Below are 18,038 nucleotides of genomic sequence, written 5' to 3'. Positions count from 1 at the left end.
CCTCCGGTGAATAATCGGTGAATCAGCGGCATGTCGCCTTCAGCAGCAGGAGCGGCTCATCGGTTGGCGGAGGTAATTTATAGGGCAGACTGCATCGTTCAGTCGCCCCTTCACCCCAGCGTAAGGTCAATTTCCCTTGCGGTTTATCACTGCGCAAATAGACCTGATTAGCCTGGCCGACCATGCCGACATCGTTATTGTTCTCATCAAAGACCGAGGTACCCATCGGGATTATACTGCCATCCGGCCGCTGAACTTTGATCAGCACAGCCTGGCCCCGTATCGTCTTGAAATGCACCCGCACCGTGGCTCCTGCGAAAGGAGCCACGCGCTGTTGCCCATCTTCCAATTCTGCTTTGCTGCTCATCCCCTGCGGATTCAGAGCCACGGTATTGAAATGATAGGGCACCAGCGAAGGAACCAGGGCATAGCCGAAACGATCGACACGGGCGCCCTGCCCATCCATCACTTGCGCACCACGCGCACCAGGGGCATCGATCAGGGCAAAGGTATCACCAACATAAGGCCCGAGCGTGACCCCACCACGGTGGGCAACCACGGCCCCCTGTAGTGCAGCCGACCCCTGCCAATATTGGCTGGATGCTGAAACCGAACCGGTGGCACTGGCATAAGGCAGGCGGGTTTGCAGGTTCCCCCCCCAGATGCTGTTACGGTTATTATCGTCGGTGGTGAAATTAAGCCCATAGCCGACCTGCTGCGTCTCCCCCACGTTGCCCGAGATCGCCGCCTGATAGCTCCCTCCCTGCCCCTGGCTATGGTTAGAGAACAACGATGCCGTTGGCGCAGAAGAAGAGCGGCCAAGAGGAAAGGAAACCGAGAGCGAACTAACGGTTTGCGAGGTATTGCTACTCGCGGGATCATTGGTATTCACATAGGGCTGGCTGCCGTCGTAATAGGCGCTATTGTTGCCGTTCAGGCTACGGGTACGCGTCACAGAAAGGTTCAACGCGACGCCGTTGCCAAAGACCTTGCCCCAACCCAACTGTAGCTGATTATCCCGGCCGCGCCCATCGCGGTAATCCTGGGTAGAGCCTGATAGCGTCAGGTTGCCCAATGAGCCGATCCCCTGATTGACGGCCACTTCAAAGCGTGACTGCTGGCGATAGGAATCGGATTGCCAGCTTTGCCCACTGCTGTCGGCCTGACGTACGCCAAGCACATCGCTCAAATCACGAAACCCTTCGGTGGAGTAACGATACCCGGCGATGGAAAGCGTGGTATCCGTTGGGGTAAAGCTTTTACTATAGGAGAGATGCAGCATCCAACCAGAGGTATCGCCTTCCGGCAGGCTGGCATGGGAAAATGTGCTATCCAGGCCAAAAGCCCCCAGTGAGTTACTGTAGACCCCACCCAGCATCAAGGCCTGATAGCCATCAGCTAGCTGGTTGCCAGCGTTAAACGTCACCGAGTTGCTCAAACCATACTGCCAGGTCAACTCACTGAACAGATCGTTGTCGCCGATAAAGCGCGATCGCCCAAGGGTCGCCGAATAGCGTGAGGATCCGGGGCGCATGGATTGAGGAACGGCAGAGAATGGCACGGTGAAGGTGCTGACGCTACCATCGGCCTCGGTCACCACCACCGTCAGGTCACCAGAGAAATTGGTGGCAAACAGATCGTCAATCGCAAAGGGACCCGGGGCCACCGTGGTTTCATACAATTGGCTTTTGCCCTGTAATACGGTCACTCTGGCGTTACTGTTGGCAATACCGCGCACCACGGGAGCATAGCCTCGCAGCGAGTCGGGCAGCATACGATCGTCCGACGTCATCCGAACGCCGCGAAACCCCAGCCCGGCGAAGAAATGGCCGTCAGTAAAGCCTTCCCCCAGCAACACCTCACTGCGTAACGGCAGCACCGCCCGCTGAACATAGCGGCGGCTGGTCTCCCAATGGCTGCCAAGTTCATTATCAAAACGGAAGCTGGATTGCTGGCGGTAACGCCATAACCCCAGGTTAAAACCCCCGTTCATGTTGGCGAAGGTGGAGTTGAGATCCTTGGTCTGCCCCTGGCGGTAGTTGACGTGATATTGGTTAACGTTGTAGTTGAAAAACGCCATTGTTTCACCACTGCTTAGGCTGTCAGGGCTAACGCTGCCACGGGGTTTATGGTTCAGCAAACTTTGTGGAATGCTGAGATCCAGTCTCAACTGTGACATATCGGCCTGAACCTGAATATCTTTAAGATCGCGTCCAGGTTGCAGGCAGCCTTCCGCAGGCGCCACAGGCACTTCCTTAAGGCCAAGGCGCTCCAGCTGTTGCTGCTCAAAACAGGGCAATACGTGCCGATCGTCGCCCAGGACAAAGCGGATTTTGCTGCGTTCAACAAACACACCGTTGGTAAACAGCTCGACCTCATAAGTGCCTGGCGTCACCAGATCCTGTTGGTTGAACTGTTCAAGTTGCGTAGTGCTGAAAACGCTGCCACGCAGTAAATCGGCGTCGAAGGCGTAGTCGTCCGTCGCGCCTTGTGCCAGGGAGATCCCGCCCAGAGAGAGCAAAAAGAGGCCATAGCGGCAGCACGTTGATAGCAGAGGCGGAAATATGGGATAGTTTTTGAGCGACATCAGGACCTCCCTGTCCTTTTTTATTGCGGCGTCTCTAGCGTTACGGGAACCTCTACCCCGTAGTCATTCATAACGCCGAGCTCCACTTTCAGCTTCCCTTTGGGGAACGCCGAACCTAGCGGCCAACTCACCTGTGAAAAAGGCGCGACCATATCGGCCGGTTCAATATGCAGGTTTTTATTGCCGCTTTTGGCATAGCTGATGCTGACGTAATAAGGCGTAGGATTACTGACCTGTAATGCATTGCCATTACGCTGGATACGCAACTGTTTGCCCGCCTGGTTGCCTTCTCCCGGCAGCCCTTCGGGCCGATAGAACACTTTCAGCCGATTGCTGACCAACAGCACCAGCTTGTTTTTATCCGTTTCGCTTTGTTTGACGGCTGGCACCTGGAGGAAGTTAAGGTGAAACAGGGATTCGCGGTCAGTCGGTAACCCTTTCCCGGTGTACATCAGCCGTACCATTTGCCCGCTATGGGCATTCATCCGGAAAATCTGTGGCGATGCGATAAAGGGGGCATCGGCCGTTTCCGGCGTCGATTTGTCATTATCGATATCAAGCCAGACCTGGATCAGCGCCGGGGCAGCATCATCGTTGGTAAACTGCAGCGTCTTTTCGCGTGCCTGGGCCGGGTAGATCACTCGGTTGCCCAGCATGGTGACGCTGGCAGCAGCGCTATCGACAATCAGCAACGTCAGGCTGAACAGCAATGCCGCCCAACAAGAAAAGGTACGTGTGGTATACGCCATAAGAGAGACCAGTCAACAAGACTAATAACCCAGCACCCCTTAGCTTTTCGGGCAGTGCTGACATTATTGTGGGTAACAGGCTATTTCCCGCCATCGGGCTTGAGCCCGCTGGCGGAAACAACCTAGAGCAGCAGAGTGTTATTTATAGGTAATCGCATATTGTGCGGTGGCGATCACTGAACCTGCAGTCACCCCAGCCTCTTCGGCATAATAACGGGCAACCAGTTCTTGCGAGGTGGATGTCGCGCCGGTTGCCAGCGTCATTGCGCTGGTGGTGGCCGTTGAACCCGTAGCAAAGCTCAATGGCGTGGTGGCATCGCTATCCAACAGTTGAATAGAAACCTTGGTTGCATCACCGGTGTTACCCAGGTTGCCATTGGTGGTCGCGTTATTGCCCACAAATACCGTTTTGATGGAGGTGTCGCTGGCCGCGGTAGTACAACCGGTTACGTTAACGGTAAAGGTCGTTTCCCCTGCGGTGGCACCTTTGGTAGCGAGCGAGTTGGCCGCAACCGTCTGCAGTAACACCACCGGATTGGCTTCATTGCCGTTAATATTAACCGAGCAGGTTTGAGTACTAACTTCACCCTTGAATTGCACTGTGTTGGCAGAATCAGCCATGGAGGTACTAGAGCATGCAATTAAAGCGAGAGCCATCATTTTGATTTTCATAAGAATCCTTTTAATATACTTTTTCCAATAAAGCAGTCCTGGCAGTAAATATTTACTGGCTTAAACTCACTAAGAATATACATGTCACACCATCTTTCTCAGACGCCCTGTGGACATGTGAGATTATTCTAGCAAACCAAGATTTTTCTTAACAACTGTTTTTTCGTAGCAATAGCAGACAATAGATTTTAATTACATCTTGTTACACTTATTAATTTTGCTTTATGAACAAATTAAATCAATAAATATCAATGAGTTAAAAATCAATTTGAATTAATATGTTATCATTTGAAATATTTTGAAACATATAGGTTTTTTTAGGGGTATTACCCATGGTTAGGATTATTCCCAACATTTTAATATTTTAATGTCTTTGTTTAGGCCCTTATTGATTACTCAGTAACCAATCTGATATCAAAACTTGCTTATCCGGGCAGGAAAATATCAGCACCAAATAGGATAATTAGCGCTGAAATAATTTTTTCTGACCAAGTAAAATCCCAAACCCATTATTGCGTTATGTTGCAGATTGGTGAATCTATTTAACGCAGGCAAAAAAAACGGAGAGTACCTTTACGGCACTCTCCGTTTGCTTACTGATTCGGTAACGAATCAAACCGTGATATTACTGACCTTTAACTTCTTTCAGGCCATTGAACGGTGCGCGGTTGCCCAGCGCTTCTTCGATACGGATCAGTTGGTTGTATTTAGCAACGCGGTCAGAACGGCTCATAGAACCGGTTTTGATCTGGCCAGCCGCAGTACCTACCGCCAAGTCAGCGATGGTAGCATCTTCGGTTTCACCTGAACGGTGAGAGATCACCGCAGTGTAGCCTGCGTCTTTCGCCATCTTGATTGCAGCCAGAGTTTCGGTCAGAGAACCGATCTGGTTGAATTTGATCAGGATGGAGTTAGCGATGCCTTTCTCGATGCCTTCTTTCAGGATCTTGGTGTTGGTCACGAACAGGTCGTCGCCCACCAGCTGGATTTTGTCGCCCAGCACTTTGGTCTGGTATGCGAAACCATCCCAGTCAGATTCGTCCAGGCCGTCTTCGATAGACACGATTGGATATTGCTTGGTCAGGTCTTCCAGGAAGTGAGTGAACTCTTCAGAAGTGAAGGCTTTGTTGCCTTCGCCAGCCAGCACATATTTGCCGTCTTTGTAGAATTCAGACGCTGCACAGTCCATAGCCAGAGTAATGTCTTTACCCAGCTCATAGCCTGCCGCTTTTACCGCTTCAGCGATAACAGCCAGCGCTTCGGCGTTAGAACCCAGGTTTGGCGCGTAGCCACCTTCGTCACCAACAGAAGTGCCCATGCCTTTAGACTTCAGTACTTTAGCCAGGGTGTGGAACACTTCAGAACCCATACGTACGGCTTCTTTCAGAGTTTTAGCGCCAACAGGCTGGATCATGAACTCTTGAATATCAACGTTGTTGTCTGCGTGCTCACCACCGTTGATGATGTTCATCATAGGCAACGGCATAGAGAATTTGCCTGGGGTGCCGTTCAGTTCAGCGATGTGCTCATACAGCGGCATACCTTTAGAGGCAGCAGCGGCCTTGGCAGCAGCCAGAGAAACAGCCAGGATGGCGTTAGCACCAAACTGGGATTTGTTCTCGGTACCGTCCAGATCGATCATGATCTTGTCGATGTTAGCCTGGTCTTTGGCATCTTTACCCACAACCGCCTGAGCGATTGGGCCATTTACTGCGGCAACGGCTTTCAGTACGCCTTTACCCAGGAAACGAGACTTGTCACCGTCACGCAGTTCCAGTGCTTCACGGGAACCGGTAGAAGCACCTGACGGCGCTGCAGCCAGACCGACGAAACCGCCTTCCAGATGAACTTCGGCTTCAACAGTTGGGTTGCCGCGTGAGTCGATGATTTCACGACCGATGACTTTAATGATTTTGGACATTAGGTTTTCCTCAGACAAGTTAAACTAAAACTCCAGACAAACAACGCGCGGTTTTGGCCGCGCGTTGCTTACTAAAACTCTTATTTCACCTGACGCTTCTGGTGCTCACCAGCTGCCTTGACAAAGCCAGCGAACAACGGATGTCCATCACGCGGCGTCGACGTAAATTCCGGATGGAACTGACAAGCCACAAACCACGGATGATCAGGCAATTCAATAATCTCAACCAGCTTGTTATCCGCAGAACGACCTGCCACACGCATACCCGCGGCTTCGATCGGCTTCAACAGCATGTTGTTGACTTCGTAACGGTGACGGTGACGTTCCACGATGGTTGGTTCGCCGTACATCTTGCGCACCAGGCTGTTGTCGGTCAGGTGGCATTGCTGGCCACCGACGCGCATCGTGCCGCCCAGATCGCTTTCTTCGGTACGGACTTCGACGTTGCCGTCTTCGTCACGCCACTCGGTGATCAATGCGACAACCGGGTACTTACAGTCTGGCACAAATTCGGTGGAGTTAGCATTTTCCATCCCCGCCACGTTGCGCGCAAACTCCATCAACGCCACCTGCATACCCAGGCAAATACCCAGATAAGGAATTTTGTTTTCACGCGCGTAGCGTGCGGTCATCACCTTGCCTTCCACGCCACGATAGCCAAAGCCGCCAGGGATCAGGATTGCATCCAGATCTTTCAGCACTTCAACGCCGCGGGTTTCAACATCCTGCGAATCGATCAGCTTGATGTTGACAGTCAGACGGTTTTTCAAGCCACCGTGCTTGAGCGCTTCGATCACCGACTTATAAGCATCTGGCAGTTCGACATATTTGCCGACCATCCCGATGGTCACTTCGCCGCCTGGATTGGCTTCTTCGTAGATCACCTGCTCCCACTCGCCCAGATTGGCTTCCGGCGGTGTCAGGCTGAATCGTTTACAAATATAATCATCCAAGCCCTGAGATTTCAAGAGGCCTGGGATTTTATAAATGGAATCAACGTCTTTCAGGGAGATAACCGCTTTTTCCGGTACGTTACAGAAAAGAGCGATTTTAGCGCGTTCATTAGCAGGAACTGCGCGATCGGAACGGCAGATCAGCACATCTGGCTGAATACCGATGGAAAGCAGCTCTTTTACCGAATGCTGGGTAGGTTTGGTTTTCACTTCACCCGCGGCAGCCAGGTATGGCACCAGCGTCAAATGCATGTACAGAGTGTGCTCACGGCCCACTTCGACGGCCATCTGACGAATGGCTTCCAGGAACGGCAGGGATTCGATATCGCCGACGGTGCCGCCGATTTCGACCAGCACCACATCGTGGCCTTCGCCGCCTTCGATAATGCGTTCTTTAATGGCATTGGTGATGTGTGGGATCACCTGTACGGTGGCACCCAAGTAGTCGCCACGGCGCTCTTTGCGCAGCACGTCGGAGTAGATACGCCCGGTGGTGAAGTTGTTACGACGCGTCATTTTGGTACGGATGAAGCGCTCGTAGTGACCCAGATCCAGATCGGTTTCTGCCCCGTCTTCGGTGACGAAAACTTCCCCATGCTGAATCGGGCTCATGGTGCCCGGATCCACGTTGATGTACGGGTCCAGTTTCATGATGGTAACGTTGAGGCCACGGGCTTCAAGAATAGCCGCCAAGGAGGCTGCGGCAATGCCTTTACCCAGAGAGGATACGACCCCGCCGGTTACAAAAATATAGTTAGTTGTCATGCTGAACCTGAGAGTTTAGGTTTAAAGACGATGGAAGAACCAAGACGGGAAAGTAGTATACCCGAACCTCTCTTGACCTACAAACGATCGTTTTACCTGCCATCATCTCTGCCACCCTCGTGAGTTCATCCCGGTTTAATCGTTCGGCCCCTGTTTTAGAGCCTTTTAGAAACAATGAGTTAGCGTAAAAAACCGCGTGCAAACCGACTTTTGATGCAATAAAACACCTTAGATTTCAGTTTGTTGAGCTTTTCTGCCGGTTAAACCAGATTCAGCAATCCACAACTCGAGCTTAACCGTTTCAGCTTGAGTAAATATTGTCGCCGATCAAACAAGCGACACAGTTAGGACAACGCGATGAGCAATTAGTTTTCCAGGCGTTTGACCTGCTGCCAGGCCTCTTCCATCTGCTCCAACGTGGCTTCCTGCATTGTCAGACCACGGCTTTGCACGATCTCCTCAACCTGGCGGAAACGGCGTTCAAACTTGCGGTTGGCCACCTGCAACGCCTTTTCCGCTTTATGCCCCAGATGGCGGGAAAGATTGACCGTGGCAAACAGCAGATCGCCAATCTCCTCTTCCAGCTTCTGCTCGTCTACCACCGCTTGCTGGGCTTCGTGCATCACTTCATCCAGCTCTTCATACACTTTGCCTACGACCGGCCCCAAGGTGTTCCAGTCGAAGCCGACCGCGGCACAGCGCTTCTGGATTTTATGAGCCTTCATCAGCGCCGGTAAGGCGTTGGGAATATCATCCAGCGCCGAGTGCAGCGCTTTCTCTGCCCGTTCTCCCGCCTTCAACTGCTCCCAGCGGGCGGAAACCGCCGCGCTGTCTGCTGCCTCTGCCTCACCGAAGATATGCGGGTGACGGCGCTCCAGCTTGTCGCTGATGGCGTTACACACCTGATCGAAGTCAAACAGCCCCTGCTCCTGCCCCATCTGGGCATAAAACACCACCAGGAACAGCAGATCGCCCAGTTCATCACGCAGATCGGCATAGTCCTGGCGCTCAATGGCATCCAGCACTTCGTAGGTTTCTTCCAGGGTGTAAGGCGCGATGCTGGCGAAGGTCTGCTTACGATCCCACGGACAACCCACATGCGGATCGCGCAGGGTTTTCATAATGGTCAGCAGGCGTTGTAACGGCATAGGTTGGGTCATGTTGAGTCTCTGAATAATTAGGCTCACCACGTAGGGGCGCCGCATGCTGCGCCCGTTCCATTGATATCTGAATGGGCGCGGCATGCAGCGCCCCTACATTGGGAACCGGGTGCAACATTGTCAGTATGCTGCCCCTTGAGCAAAAAAGAAAAATCAAGCGCCGTGCAGGCGTTTGGCGTCGATAACGTCGGGCAGTTGATTGAGCTTGGCCAGCACGCGGCCCAGCACCACCTGGTTATAGATTTCGATGTCCATATCGATGGTGGCCAACTGCTTTTTGGTGTCGCTTCGACTGGCGACCCCCAATACGTTGACCTTCTCGTTGGCCAGGATAGTGGTGATATCACGCAGCAAACCGCTGCGATCGTTGGCCACGACGCGCACCACCAGCGAATAACCGCTGGAGTAGCTTTCCCCCCAGACCGCATCCACGATACGTTCCGGCGCGTGAGACTGTAGCTCCGCCAGTTGATCGCAATCCGCACGGTGGATCGAGATCCCGCGCCCCTGGGTGATAAAGCCGACAATGTCATCACCTGGGATCGGCTGGCAGCAGCGAGCAATGTGGTGCATCAGATTGCCGACGCCTTCGACCACCACGCGGCCATTATCTTTGCTGCGGGCCGAGGTTGCCGGGGCTTTCTGCTGGGTCAGTTGGCGTAACGCTTCGCGATCCTGCTCCTCAGCGCTAGGCTTGTTGAGCTTGCCCTGCAGGAAGTTCACCATCTGGTTCAGACGGATATCGCCGCCGCCAATGCCCGCCAACACTTCATCCAACGAGTTGACGTTATAACGTGGGATCAGCAGCTTTTCGGCTTCCCGCAGGCTGATACCGAGGTGTTCCAGCTCGTTGTCCAACATCTGCCGCCCGGCCAGGATGTTTTTATCGCGATCCTGCTTGCGGAACCAGTTGTGGATCTTGGAGCGCCCACGGCTGGTGGTGACATAGCCCAGGTTCGGGTTCAGCCAGTCGCGGCTCGGGTTCGGCTGCTTTTGGGTGATGATTTCAATCTGATCACCCATCTGCAACTGGTAGGTGAAGGGCACGATACGGCCGCCGATCTTGGCACCGATACAGCGGTGGCCGACGTCGCTGTGGATATGGTAGGCAAAGTCCAGCGGCGTGGAGCCGGCTGGCAGATCCACCACGTCGCCCTTCGGCGTAAACACGTAGACGCGATCGTCGAACACCTGACTGCGCACTTCGTCGAGCATTTCGCCCGAGTCCGCCATCTCTTCCTGCCAGGCGATCAGCTTACGCAGCCAGGCAATACGTTCTTCGTAGCCGGAACGCGCCGTAACCACCGCACCTTCTTTGTATTTCCAGTGTGCAGCGACGCCCAGCTCGGCATCTTCGTGCATCTGGCGGGTGCGGATCTGGATCTCCAGCGTTTTGCCACGCGGCCCGAGCACCACGGTATGGATCGACTGATAGCCGTTCGGTTTCGGGTTGGCGACGTAGTCGTCAAACTCATCCGGCAGATGGCGGAAATGGGTATGGACGATGCCTAACGCCGCATAGCAATCCTGCAGGCGCTCCACCACTACGCGCACCGCACGCACGTCGAACAGCTCATCGAACGCCAGCGATTTCTTCTGCATCTTGCGCCAGATGCTGTAAATGTGTTTCGGGCGGCCATAAATGTCCGCCTTGATGCCTTCGATCTCCATCGCGCTATGTAATGAAGCCACGAAGTCATCAATAAACTGCTCACGATCGATACGGCGTTCATGCAGCAGCTTGGCAATGCGTTTGTATTCATCGGGATGCAGATAGCGGAAGCAGAAATCTTCCAGTTCCCATTTCAACTGGCCAATGCCGAGGCGGTTGGCCAGCGGGGCGTAGATATTGGAACACTCTTTGGCCGCCAGCACGCGTTCGTCTTCCGGCGCATCCTTCACTTCACGCAGGTGGGCAATGCGCTCTGCCAGCTTGATCACCACGCAGCGGAAATCTTCCACCATCGCCAGCAGCATGCGGCGCACGTTATCGACCTGCTCGGAGCCCATCGAGTCGTTGTGGGTGGCTTTCAGTTGGCGGATGGCGTCCATATCGCGTACGCCGTGTACCAGGGAGGTAATGCCGGAACCGAACTCTTCGGTAAGGGTGGCTTCAGGAACAATTGCCGCGTCCACCAGCGGGAACAGCAGCGCGGCGCGCATACTGTCGTTATCCATGCTGAGGGTCGAGAGGATCTCCACCATCTCCAGGCCACGCCATAACAGCAACGGCGCATCGGGATGGTCTTTCGTCTGCTGCTCACAGTAACGCCAGGTTGCGGCTAATCGCTCACCTGACTGCGGGTTGGGCAACCCCAGGCTGGCTATCCAGTCATCAAGCGCGAATTCACCCGCCGTATTCAGATGTGCAGTTCTTACCGCGACCATAACTTCTCCCTACTTTTTCCGCGCCCCGTGGATAAACAGCGCCATGGATTCAAGATGCCCCGTGTGCGGGAACATATCCAACATCCGCACACGCGCAAGACGATAACCGGCGTCCAGCAACACTTTGCTGTCGCGTGCCAATGTCGTGGGGTTACAGGATATATACACCACGCGCTCTGGCGCCAGTTTTACAATATGTGACATCACCCCAGCCGCACCTGCGCGGGCTGGGTCCAGCATCACCTTATCAAATCCCTGTGCTGCCCATGGTTGTCGCGCAACGTCATCTTCCAGATTTTCATGGAAAAAGGAGACATTACTGAGCCTATTCCTATCGGCATTATATTGCCCATTCGCTACCAGCGTGGCAACACCTTCAATCCCGACCACCGCCTTGGCCCGCTTGGCCAGCGGCAGGGTAAAGTTGCCCATGCCACAAAACAGATCCAATATGCGATCATTGGGCTCAATCTCGAGCCATTCAAGGGCCTGAGCCACCATTTGCTGATTTACCGCATCATTTACCTGAATAAAATCGCGCGGATTGAAGTCTAAGCGTAGCCCGTCAACCTGATAATACGGCGCTTCACCGCACAGTTTTTCCAGCCGATCGCTGTCTGGTGCCAAATAAACGGTGGTGCCATTTTGCTGGGCAAACTGCTGCAAAGCCTGATGATCGCCCTGCTTGAGCGCATCCAGGTGGCGCAACACCAGCACCGGTCCGTTATCCGCCAACACCAGCTCCGCATGGCCCAAACGCTGCACGGCCTGCAAGCCGCTCAGACATTGATACAACGGCACCAGCAGCCGTTCCAGTTCCGGTGCCAATACCGGGCACTGCTTCACCGCCACCAGATCGGACGAGGCGGCCTGGTGAAACCCCATCAGCAAACGATGCTGCTGGGGTTGCCACTGTAACCCCAGCCGCGCCCGCCGACGGTAGCCATATTGTGGCCCGGCAATCACCGGTTCCTGTTGCGGCGTCACCCCAGTTTCGCGGCAGATCAAGCGCCCCAGCGCCGCCGCCTTGCTTTGCTGTTGCAGCGCCTCGGAGACATGCTGCTGCTGGCAACCTCCGCACACACCAAAGTGTGGGCAGCGCGGCTCAACACGTTGTATGCTGCAATTTAACAGTTGCCTGAGTTGACCTTTGGCGAACTGTCGTTTGTCCTGCGTTAACTGGATTTCGGCCTGTTCCCCCGGTAAAACTCCGGGGACAAATACCGCTTTGCCTTCATGGCGCGCCACTCCCTGGCCAAATGGATCGAGGTCCGTTACCGTCACCGTGAATATTTGTGAAGCTTGCCGGGTCGTCACGCGGCGTTTCGGAGAGTAGAATTGCGCCATAATTATTGATTGTGTGTTGGTTAATTAAGCTTAAGATTAGCCTCCAATTCTCCCACATTGGAATCCCATGACCAAATACAGCTTGCGCGCGCGCATGATGATCCTGATCCTGGCACCGACTTTATTGATCGGTCTGCTGCTCAGCACCTTCTTTGTAGTGCACCGCTACAACGAGCTGCAGGAGCAATTGGTGGATGCCGGTGCCAGCATCATCGAACCTCTGGCCGTCGCCAGCGAATATGGCATGACCTTCCGCAGCCGTGAGTCGGTGCGGCAACTGGTCAGCCTGCTGCATCGCCGCCATTCGGATATCGTCCGGGCGATCACCGTGTTTGATGCGCAGAACAACCTGTTTGTCACCTCCAACTATCATCACAATTATACCCAGTTGCAGTTACCCAAAGGTGTGCCGGTGCCCACCGATATGATGCTGACCCGGCGCGGCGATTCACTGATCCTGCGCACGCCAATCCTGTCGGAGTCGCAGTTCCCGGACGAAGGCACCAGCGAGGAGGCACATCCCGACAGCAATCTCGGCTATGTGGCGATCGAGCTGGATCTGCAATCGGTACGCCTGCAGCAATATAAAGAGGTGTTCGTTTCTACCCTGCTGCTGCTGCTGTGTATGTGTATTGCCATTCTGTTTGCCTACCGCCTGATGCGCGACGTCACCGGTCCGATCCGCAATATGGTCAACACCGTCGACCGTATCCGCCGCGGCCAGTTGGATAGCCGGGTAGAAGGCTTTATGCTCGGCGAGCTGCAAATGCTGAAAAACGGCATCAACTCGATGGCAATGTCGCTGACCGCCTATCACGAAGAAATGCAGCAGAACATCGACCAAGCCACCTCCGATCTGCGTGAAACGCTGGAACAAATGGAGATCCAGAACGTTGAGCTGGATCTGGCGAAGAAACGCGCGCAGGAAGCCGCCCGTATCAAATCGGAATTCCTGGCCAATATGTCCCATGAGCTGCGGACTCCGCTCAACGGGGTGATCGGCTTTACCCGCCAGACGCTGAAAACCGACCTGAGCGCCACCCAGACCGACTATCTGCAAACGATCGAACGCTCGGCCAACAACCTGCTGACCATCATCAACGACGTGCTGGACTTCTCCAAGCTGGAGGCTGGCAAGCTGATCCTGGAACACATTCCGTTCTCGCTGCGTGAAACGCTGGATGAGGTGCTGGTATTGCTGGCCCCTAGCGCACACGACAAAGGGCTGGAGCTGACCCTGGATGTGCAAAACGATGTGCCAGAGCAGGTGATTGGCGATTCACTGCGGCTACAGCAGGTGATCACCAATCTGCTCGGCAATGCGGTGAAGTTCACCGAAACCGGCAATATCGATATCCGCGTCGAGCTACGTAACCAGTTGGAACGCCAGGTGGAGCTGGAGGTGCAGATCCACGATACCGGCATCGGGATTTCTGAACGCCAGCAATCGCAGCTGTTCCAGGCTTTCCGCCAGGCAGACGCCAGCATCTCGCGCCGCCATGGCGGTACCGGGTTGGGCCTGGTGATCACCCAGAAGCTGGTGAAAGAGATGGGAGGAGATATCAACTTCCACAGCCAGCTCAATCGCGGCTCAACCTTCTGGTTCCACATCACCCTCGATCTCAACGAAGGGATGTTGTCGCTGCCACCAAGCCTGCCGGATCTGCGCGGTAAAACCCTGGCCTATATCGAAGCCAACCCAACGGCGGCCCAGGCAACACTGAATATGTTGAGCGTCACCCATTTGGTGGTAACCCATTCGCCAACCCTGGGGCAATTGCCGAAAAATCATTATGACTTCCTGTTGGCAGGCGTACCGATCCCTTATCGGGATGCTAACGGCCAGCATCGAGACAAGCTGCTGGAGTCGCTGAAACTTGCCGATCGGGTGATCCTGGCGGTACCTAGCCAGTCGCAGATCGATGCCGAAAAAATGAAAAAGCTGGGCGCTATCGGCTGCCTGACCAAACCGATCAGCAGTAATCGCCTGTATCCGTTACTGCGTCTGGATGCCCCGCTGCGTCAGAACGCGCCAAAGGTACATAGACGCTTACCGCTGACGGTGATGGCAGTCGATGATAACCCGGCCAACCTGAAGCTGATCGGTGCCTTGCTGGCAGAACAGGTAGAAAAAACGCTGCTGTGCGAAAGCGGTGAGGAAGCCATCGTGCTGGCACGTGATAACGTGCTGGATATGATCCTGATGGATATTCAGATGCCGAACATTGACGGTATCCGCGCCAGTGAGCTGATCCGCCAGATGCCGCATCACAACTCCACGCCGATCGTCGCCGTAACCGCCCATGCGGTGAGCGGCGAGCGCGAGCACCTGTTGCAGGCCGGCATGGATGACTATCTGGCCAAGCCGATTGACGAAGCCATGCTGACACGGGTGCTCTCCCGTTATCACACCGTCGAACTTGAACCAGAGGCAGCCCAGCCGCGTAGCCCGGCTGAACCACCGTTATCGCTGGATTGGCCGTTGGCATTGCGCCAGGCCGCCAATAAAGAGGATCTGGCGCGCGATCTGTTGCAGATGCTGATCGAGTTCCTGCCGCAGGTCAGCGATCGGGTAAAAGCCGTGCTGGAAGGAGAAGAGGACGACACCATTCTCGATCTGATCCACAAGCTGCACGGCAGTTGCAGCTACAGCGGCGTTCCGCGCCTGAAGCAACTCTGCTTCTATCTTGAGCAGCAACTGCGTCAGGGTGTCAGCAACGGTGATTTAGAACCGGAATGGCTGGAGCTGTTGGATGAGATTGAGCTGGTGGAGACGGAAGCGAAGTTCCAGTTGGGATAAGCTAGACGCCCCTTTCTCACCAGAAAGGGGTCAAAGATATTGCGTTGTCCTGCGTCATACGTCGCACGTAATTATGCCAGTTTTAGCACGCCCTGGCGCACGGAGAACAGATTTCGCTGATTAAGAGAGAGCTTAGGCAATAGGCTTAGGGCCTATCCCAATAGGATTTTATTCCAGACAATGACGCTGCATGAAAAATGCAGCATTGACCTTCTTCTCCAAACGCCTCAGTACGCGGCGAAAGCGATTCATCCAGCTATGGCGTTCTTTCTACAACCCAACGATGAGCCTTAAAATCGATGTTTTTAATGGCATCAGACTCCTCTTTCCTCGACTGGATATAGGGTTCATAACAACGCACTTTCAGACAGGTTTCCAACCATTTGGCTTCGTAACCTTTGTCCAGGCACAGACACAGCCTGTGCCCCGGTCTGCCTGTCTGTAGCGCGTCGAGCGTATCCTCAACCAATTTTATGTCGTGGGTATTTTCCCCAGCAACTACCAACAAGAGCGGAAGTCCGTTCGCATCTGTCATCAGGTTGCGCTTTACCCCTGCTTGCCCCGCTCAGTCGGGTTGCAACCTGTTTTGTCGAGCCTGCAAGTGGCGATTTTATTATGCAGCCATCCATCGACAACCATGACCAGTCAAAAACATCGCGCTTCTCGCAGGCAAGCAATCCGTTTTGCCAAAGCCCTTCCAAAAACCCCGGCATCGCGCCACTCCTGGAAACGGCGATAGGTTGAGCTTGATGAACAAATGCCTGTCGCATTCAGCGCATTCCACTGGCAACCAGTCCTGAGCACGATGAAAATGGCGTTCATTGTAGCCCGATTATCGACGCGTTTGCGATGCGTCCCCAGCGGGTGATGGCCAGCAGATAACCCGAGTTATCGATAACTATTTGCTGTCTGCATGTAGATATCTTTCATTCTAGTTAGCCCCATTTTCTGCAGCACCCTATGACGCATGGTATAAACGCCTTTAGGGCTGAGCTGTAACTTGTCAGCAATATCACGTATGGTCATGCCATGGAGCGATTTGCGGAGTAAATAAATATCACGCGAAGAAAGACTATCATTTGACGATGATAATGCTTCCCCCCCTGACATAACATGCTCCAGCTTGTTGAAGAAGCTTTTTGATGTTCCAGTGACTTGGATAACTAAATCAACGTGGTTAAACATGCCTTTATAATAATTCGCTAATGGCAGTAAGTGACTGTCAGTAATCAAGATAATTCTAACGCCAACGAAGTACAGCACCCATTTCTGCTCAAGCAAGGCAAATAAATTGGACAACTGAAAGTCAACAAAAACGACATCTGATATATCCAGGAGGGCACCGATCGAATCAAAATAACTTACGACACCCTCATGGAAATATCTATTCGCATTTGGCCAGGTCATACCATCGTTAAGAAGAATATTTCTTTTAACCATAAAATCATTACTCAATACCAGTGACATAGATATCCCTTCCTTACGGAAAACACTAACCATTAATAAATAGCCAGATAATTAAACGAATCAATAAAATCATCGAAATAATGATTGATTAATATTAATGACATTTAATAAAACTACCATCACCAAATTCAAATAAATATTTTTTAATTCACATGCGGATATTTTAAAGCAATTAAATATATAGCCAAAATAACTGGAGCTGCATCAAGTCGGTAAGTGAGTTAATCCTGGTGCTTACTTCAGTAAGTGATTCAGGTGAACGAACGCGGCCAATACCGAGACAACTTCAAGTATGACGGGTATATCAGCCCAAAACTAACTGGTTAAATAATATTATTACTCGTCACCTCTAAACTCTTTGATCCCCCTTCGAGTGACTTTATCATGATAGGACACGCGGGCACTTTGTTGGTCGATTTTCTTAGATGATGGGGTAGTTCGCTCATTAGTTTTCTTAGGCGTCGAGCGGGTTGATATCACAGGAATAGCTAGCGTATCACTATGGTCTCCAACTACTGATGGAAGCGTTACAGCCAGGATTCTATCAACATAGCTGGTGTTGTTCTTACCTTCAGGTTTAAAACCTCGCGTGAAATTACCACTGTAATAACAAGAGTAAGATGCCAGCAATGCTTCTCTTTTGGTTGGAAGTTTAGCTAATGCACGTTGATAGCATTCGTTGAAAATGTCAGCGGCCACACGTAAATTATCACAAGGTTCAAATACCTGGTCAAAACTCAGATTGTATTTTGGTAGATTATGAAGATTGATCTGAGCCATTCCCATCGAAAAATTCCATCCCCCCTGACGTAAGGCGTGTGCAGTTGCTATCGCCTCCTGCTTACTTTTTGGTTGCCTAACAAGATAACCATCCACGACCCCTATCGAATAAGGATTTTGGCTTGATTCAACCTTCACAATAGCAGAAAGTGTTTGAGGGGAAATATTAGGTGCGCATTGCGCAGCCAATAGCATAACATCAATCATCTGCAGTAACCTATTGTTAGTCTTTCTGAAAGCTCGAGAAAAATACCCCATGCATGGGCAACGTGAACAACTAATTGGTTATCCTACGAAGATCATCTACCGATGCATGATGATATTTATACCCGTCATACTTGACATTGCCTCTTTATTGGTTACGATCACTTACCCGAATCACTGACTGATGTCAGCTCATCGGGATAAGCTCCCTTGCCGCCGCGATGCAACTCCCATTTTTTGGGGTA

The 18,038-nt window shown here is 52.8% G+C and carries 11 protein-coding genes and 1 pseudogene; 1 reads left to right on the top strand and 11 read right to left on the bottom strand.

Annotation, left to right across the window (positions count from 1 at the left end; genetic code table 11):
* Positions 1-22: 22 nt before the first annotated feature.
* The 8 genes from WN53_RS12540 to rlmD all read right to left on the bottom strand — a co-directional run bounded on the left by WN53_RS12540 (position 23) and on the right by rlmD (position 12,542).
* On the bottom strand, positions 23-2,587 hold the full coding sequence (locus WN53_RS12540; RefSeq protein ID WP_024483438.1) for a fimbria/pilus outer membrane usher protein: 2,565 nt from the start codon (positions 2,585-2,587) through the stop codon (positions 23-25).
* A 20-nt stretch (positions 2,588-2,607) separates the two neighbouring features.
* Positions 2,608-3,336, bottom strand: coding sequence for a fimbrial biogenesis chaperone (locus WN53_RS12535; RefSeq protein WP_024483439.1), 729 nt, complete (start codon positions 3,334-3,336; stop codon positions 2,608-2,610).
* Between the two features lie 138 nt (positions 3,337-3,474).
* A complete protein-coding gene (locus WN53_RS12530) occupies positions 3,475-4,008 on the bottom strand; it encodes a fimbrial protein (RefSeq protein ID WP_024483440.1) in 534 nt (177 codons plus the stop codon).
* 625 nt (positions 4,009-4,633) lie between these two features.
* Positions 4,634-5,929: a phosphopyruvate hydratase gene (gene eno / locus WN53_RS12525; protein WP_024483441.1), complete on the bottom strand. Its 1,296-nt coding sequence runs from the start codon at positions 5,927-5,929 to the stop codon at positions 4,634-4,636.
* An 80-nt stretch (positions 5,930-6,009) separates the two neighbouring features.
* Positions 6,010-7,647, bottom strand: a complete 1,638-nt coding sequence (gene pyrG / locus WN53_RS12520) for a glutamine hydrolyzing CTP synthase (RefSeq protein ID WP_024483442.1) — start codon at positions 7,645-7,647, stop codon at positions 6,010-6,012.
* 365 nt (positions 7,648-8,012) lie between these two features.
* Positions 8,013-8,807 (bottom strand): nucleoside triphosphate pyrophosphohydrolase, encoded by a 795-nt coding sequence (mazG, locus tag WN53_RS12515; RefSeq protein WP_024483443.1) that lies wholly within the window; start codon positions 8,805-8,807, stop codon positions 8,013-8,015.
* Positions 8,808-8,960: 153 nt separating this feature from the next.
* Complete coding sequence (gene relA, locus WN53_RS12510; RefSeq protein ID WP_024483444.1) at positions 8,961-11,195, bottom strand: GTP diphosphokinase; 2,235 nt, start codon at positions 11,193-11,195, stop codon at positions 8,961-8,963.
* Between the two features lie 9 nt (positions 11,196-11,204).
* On the bottom strand, positions 11,205-12,542 hold the full coding sequence (gene rlmD / locus WN53_RS12505; RefSeq protein WP_024483445.1) for a 23S rRNA (uracil(1939)-C(5))-methyltransferase RlmD: 1,338 nt from the start codon (positions 12,540-12,542) through the stop codon (positions 11,205-11,207).
* A gap of 67 nt (positions 12,543-12,609) precedes the next feature.
* Here rlmD and barA point away from each other — a divergent pair, with 67 nt between their 5' ends.
* Positions 12,610-15,342 (top strand): two-component sensor histidine kinase BarA, encoded by a 2,733-nt coding sequence (gene barA / locus WN53_RS12500; RefSeq protein WP_024483446.1) that lies wholly within the window; start codon positions 12,610-12,612, stop codon positions 15,340-15,342.
* A gap of 152 nt (positions 15,343-15,494) precedes the next feature.
* Here barA and WN53_RS27885 read toward each other — a convergent pair.
* The 3 genes and pseudogenes from WN53_RS27885 to WN53_RS26840 all read right to left on the bottom strand — a co-directional run bounded on the left by WN53_RS27885 (position 15,495) and on the right by WN53_RS26840 (position 17,796).
* A pseudogene (locus tag WN53_RS27885) lies at positions 15,495-16,203 on the bottom strand (IS5 family transposase).
* 27 nt (positions 16,204-16,230) lie between these two features.
* Positions 16,231-16,809 (bottom strand): LuxR C-terminal-related transcriptional regulator, encoded by a 579-nt coding sequence (locus WN53_RS12490; protein WP_024483447.1) that lies wholly within the window; start codon positions 16,807-16,809, stop codon positions 16,231-16,233.
* A gap of 336 nt (positions 16,810-17,145) precedes the next feature.
* The gene (locus WN53_RS26840) at positions 17,146-17,796 is read right to left on the bottom strand and encodes a lytic transglycosylase domain-containing protein (RefSeq protein WP_024483448.1); all 651 of its coding nucleotides are present in this window, start codon (positions 17,794-17,796) and stop codon (positions 17,146-17,148) included.
* Between the last annotated feature and the right edge of the window lie 242 nt (positions 17,797-18,038).

The organism is Serratia fonticola (assembly GCF_001006005.1).
GTDB classification, from domain to species: Bacteria; Pseudomonadota; Gammaproteobacteria; order Enterobacterales; family Enterobacteriaceae; genus Chania; species Chania fonticola.
This window is presented reverse-complemented; position numbering and strand designations above follow the sequence as displayed.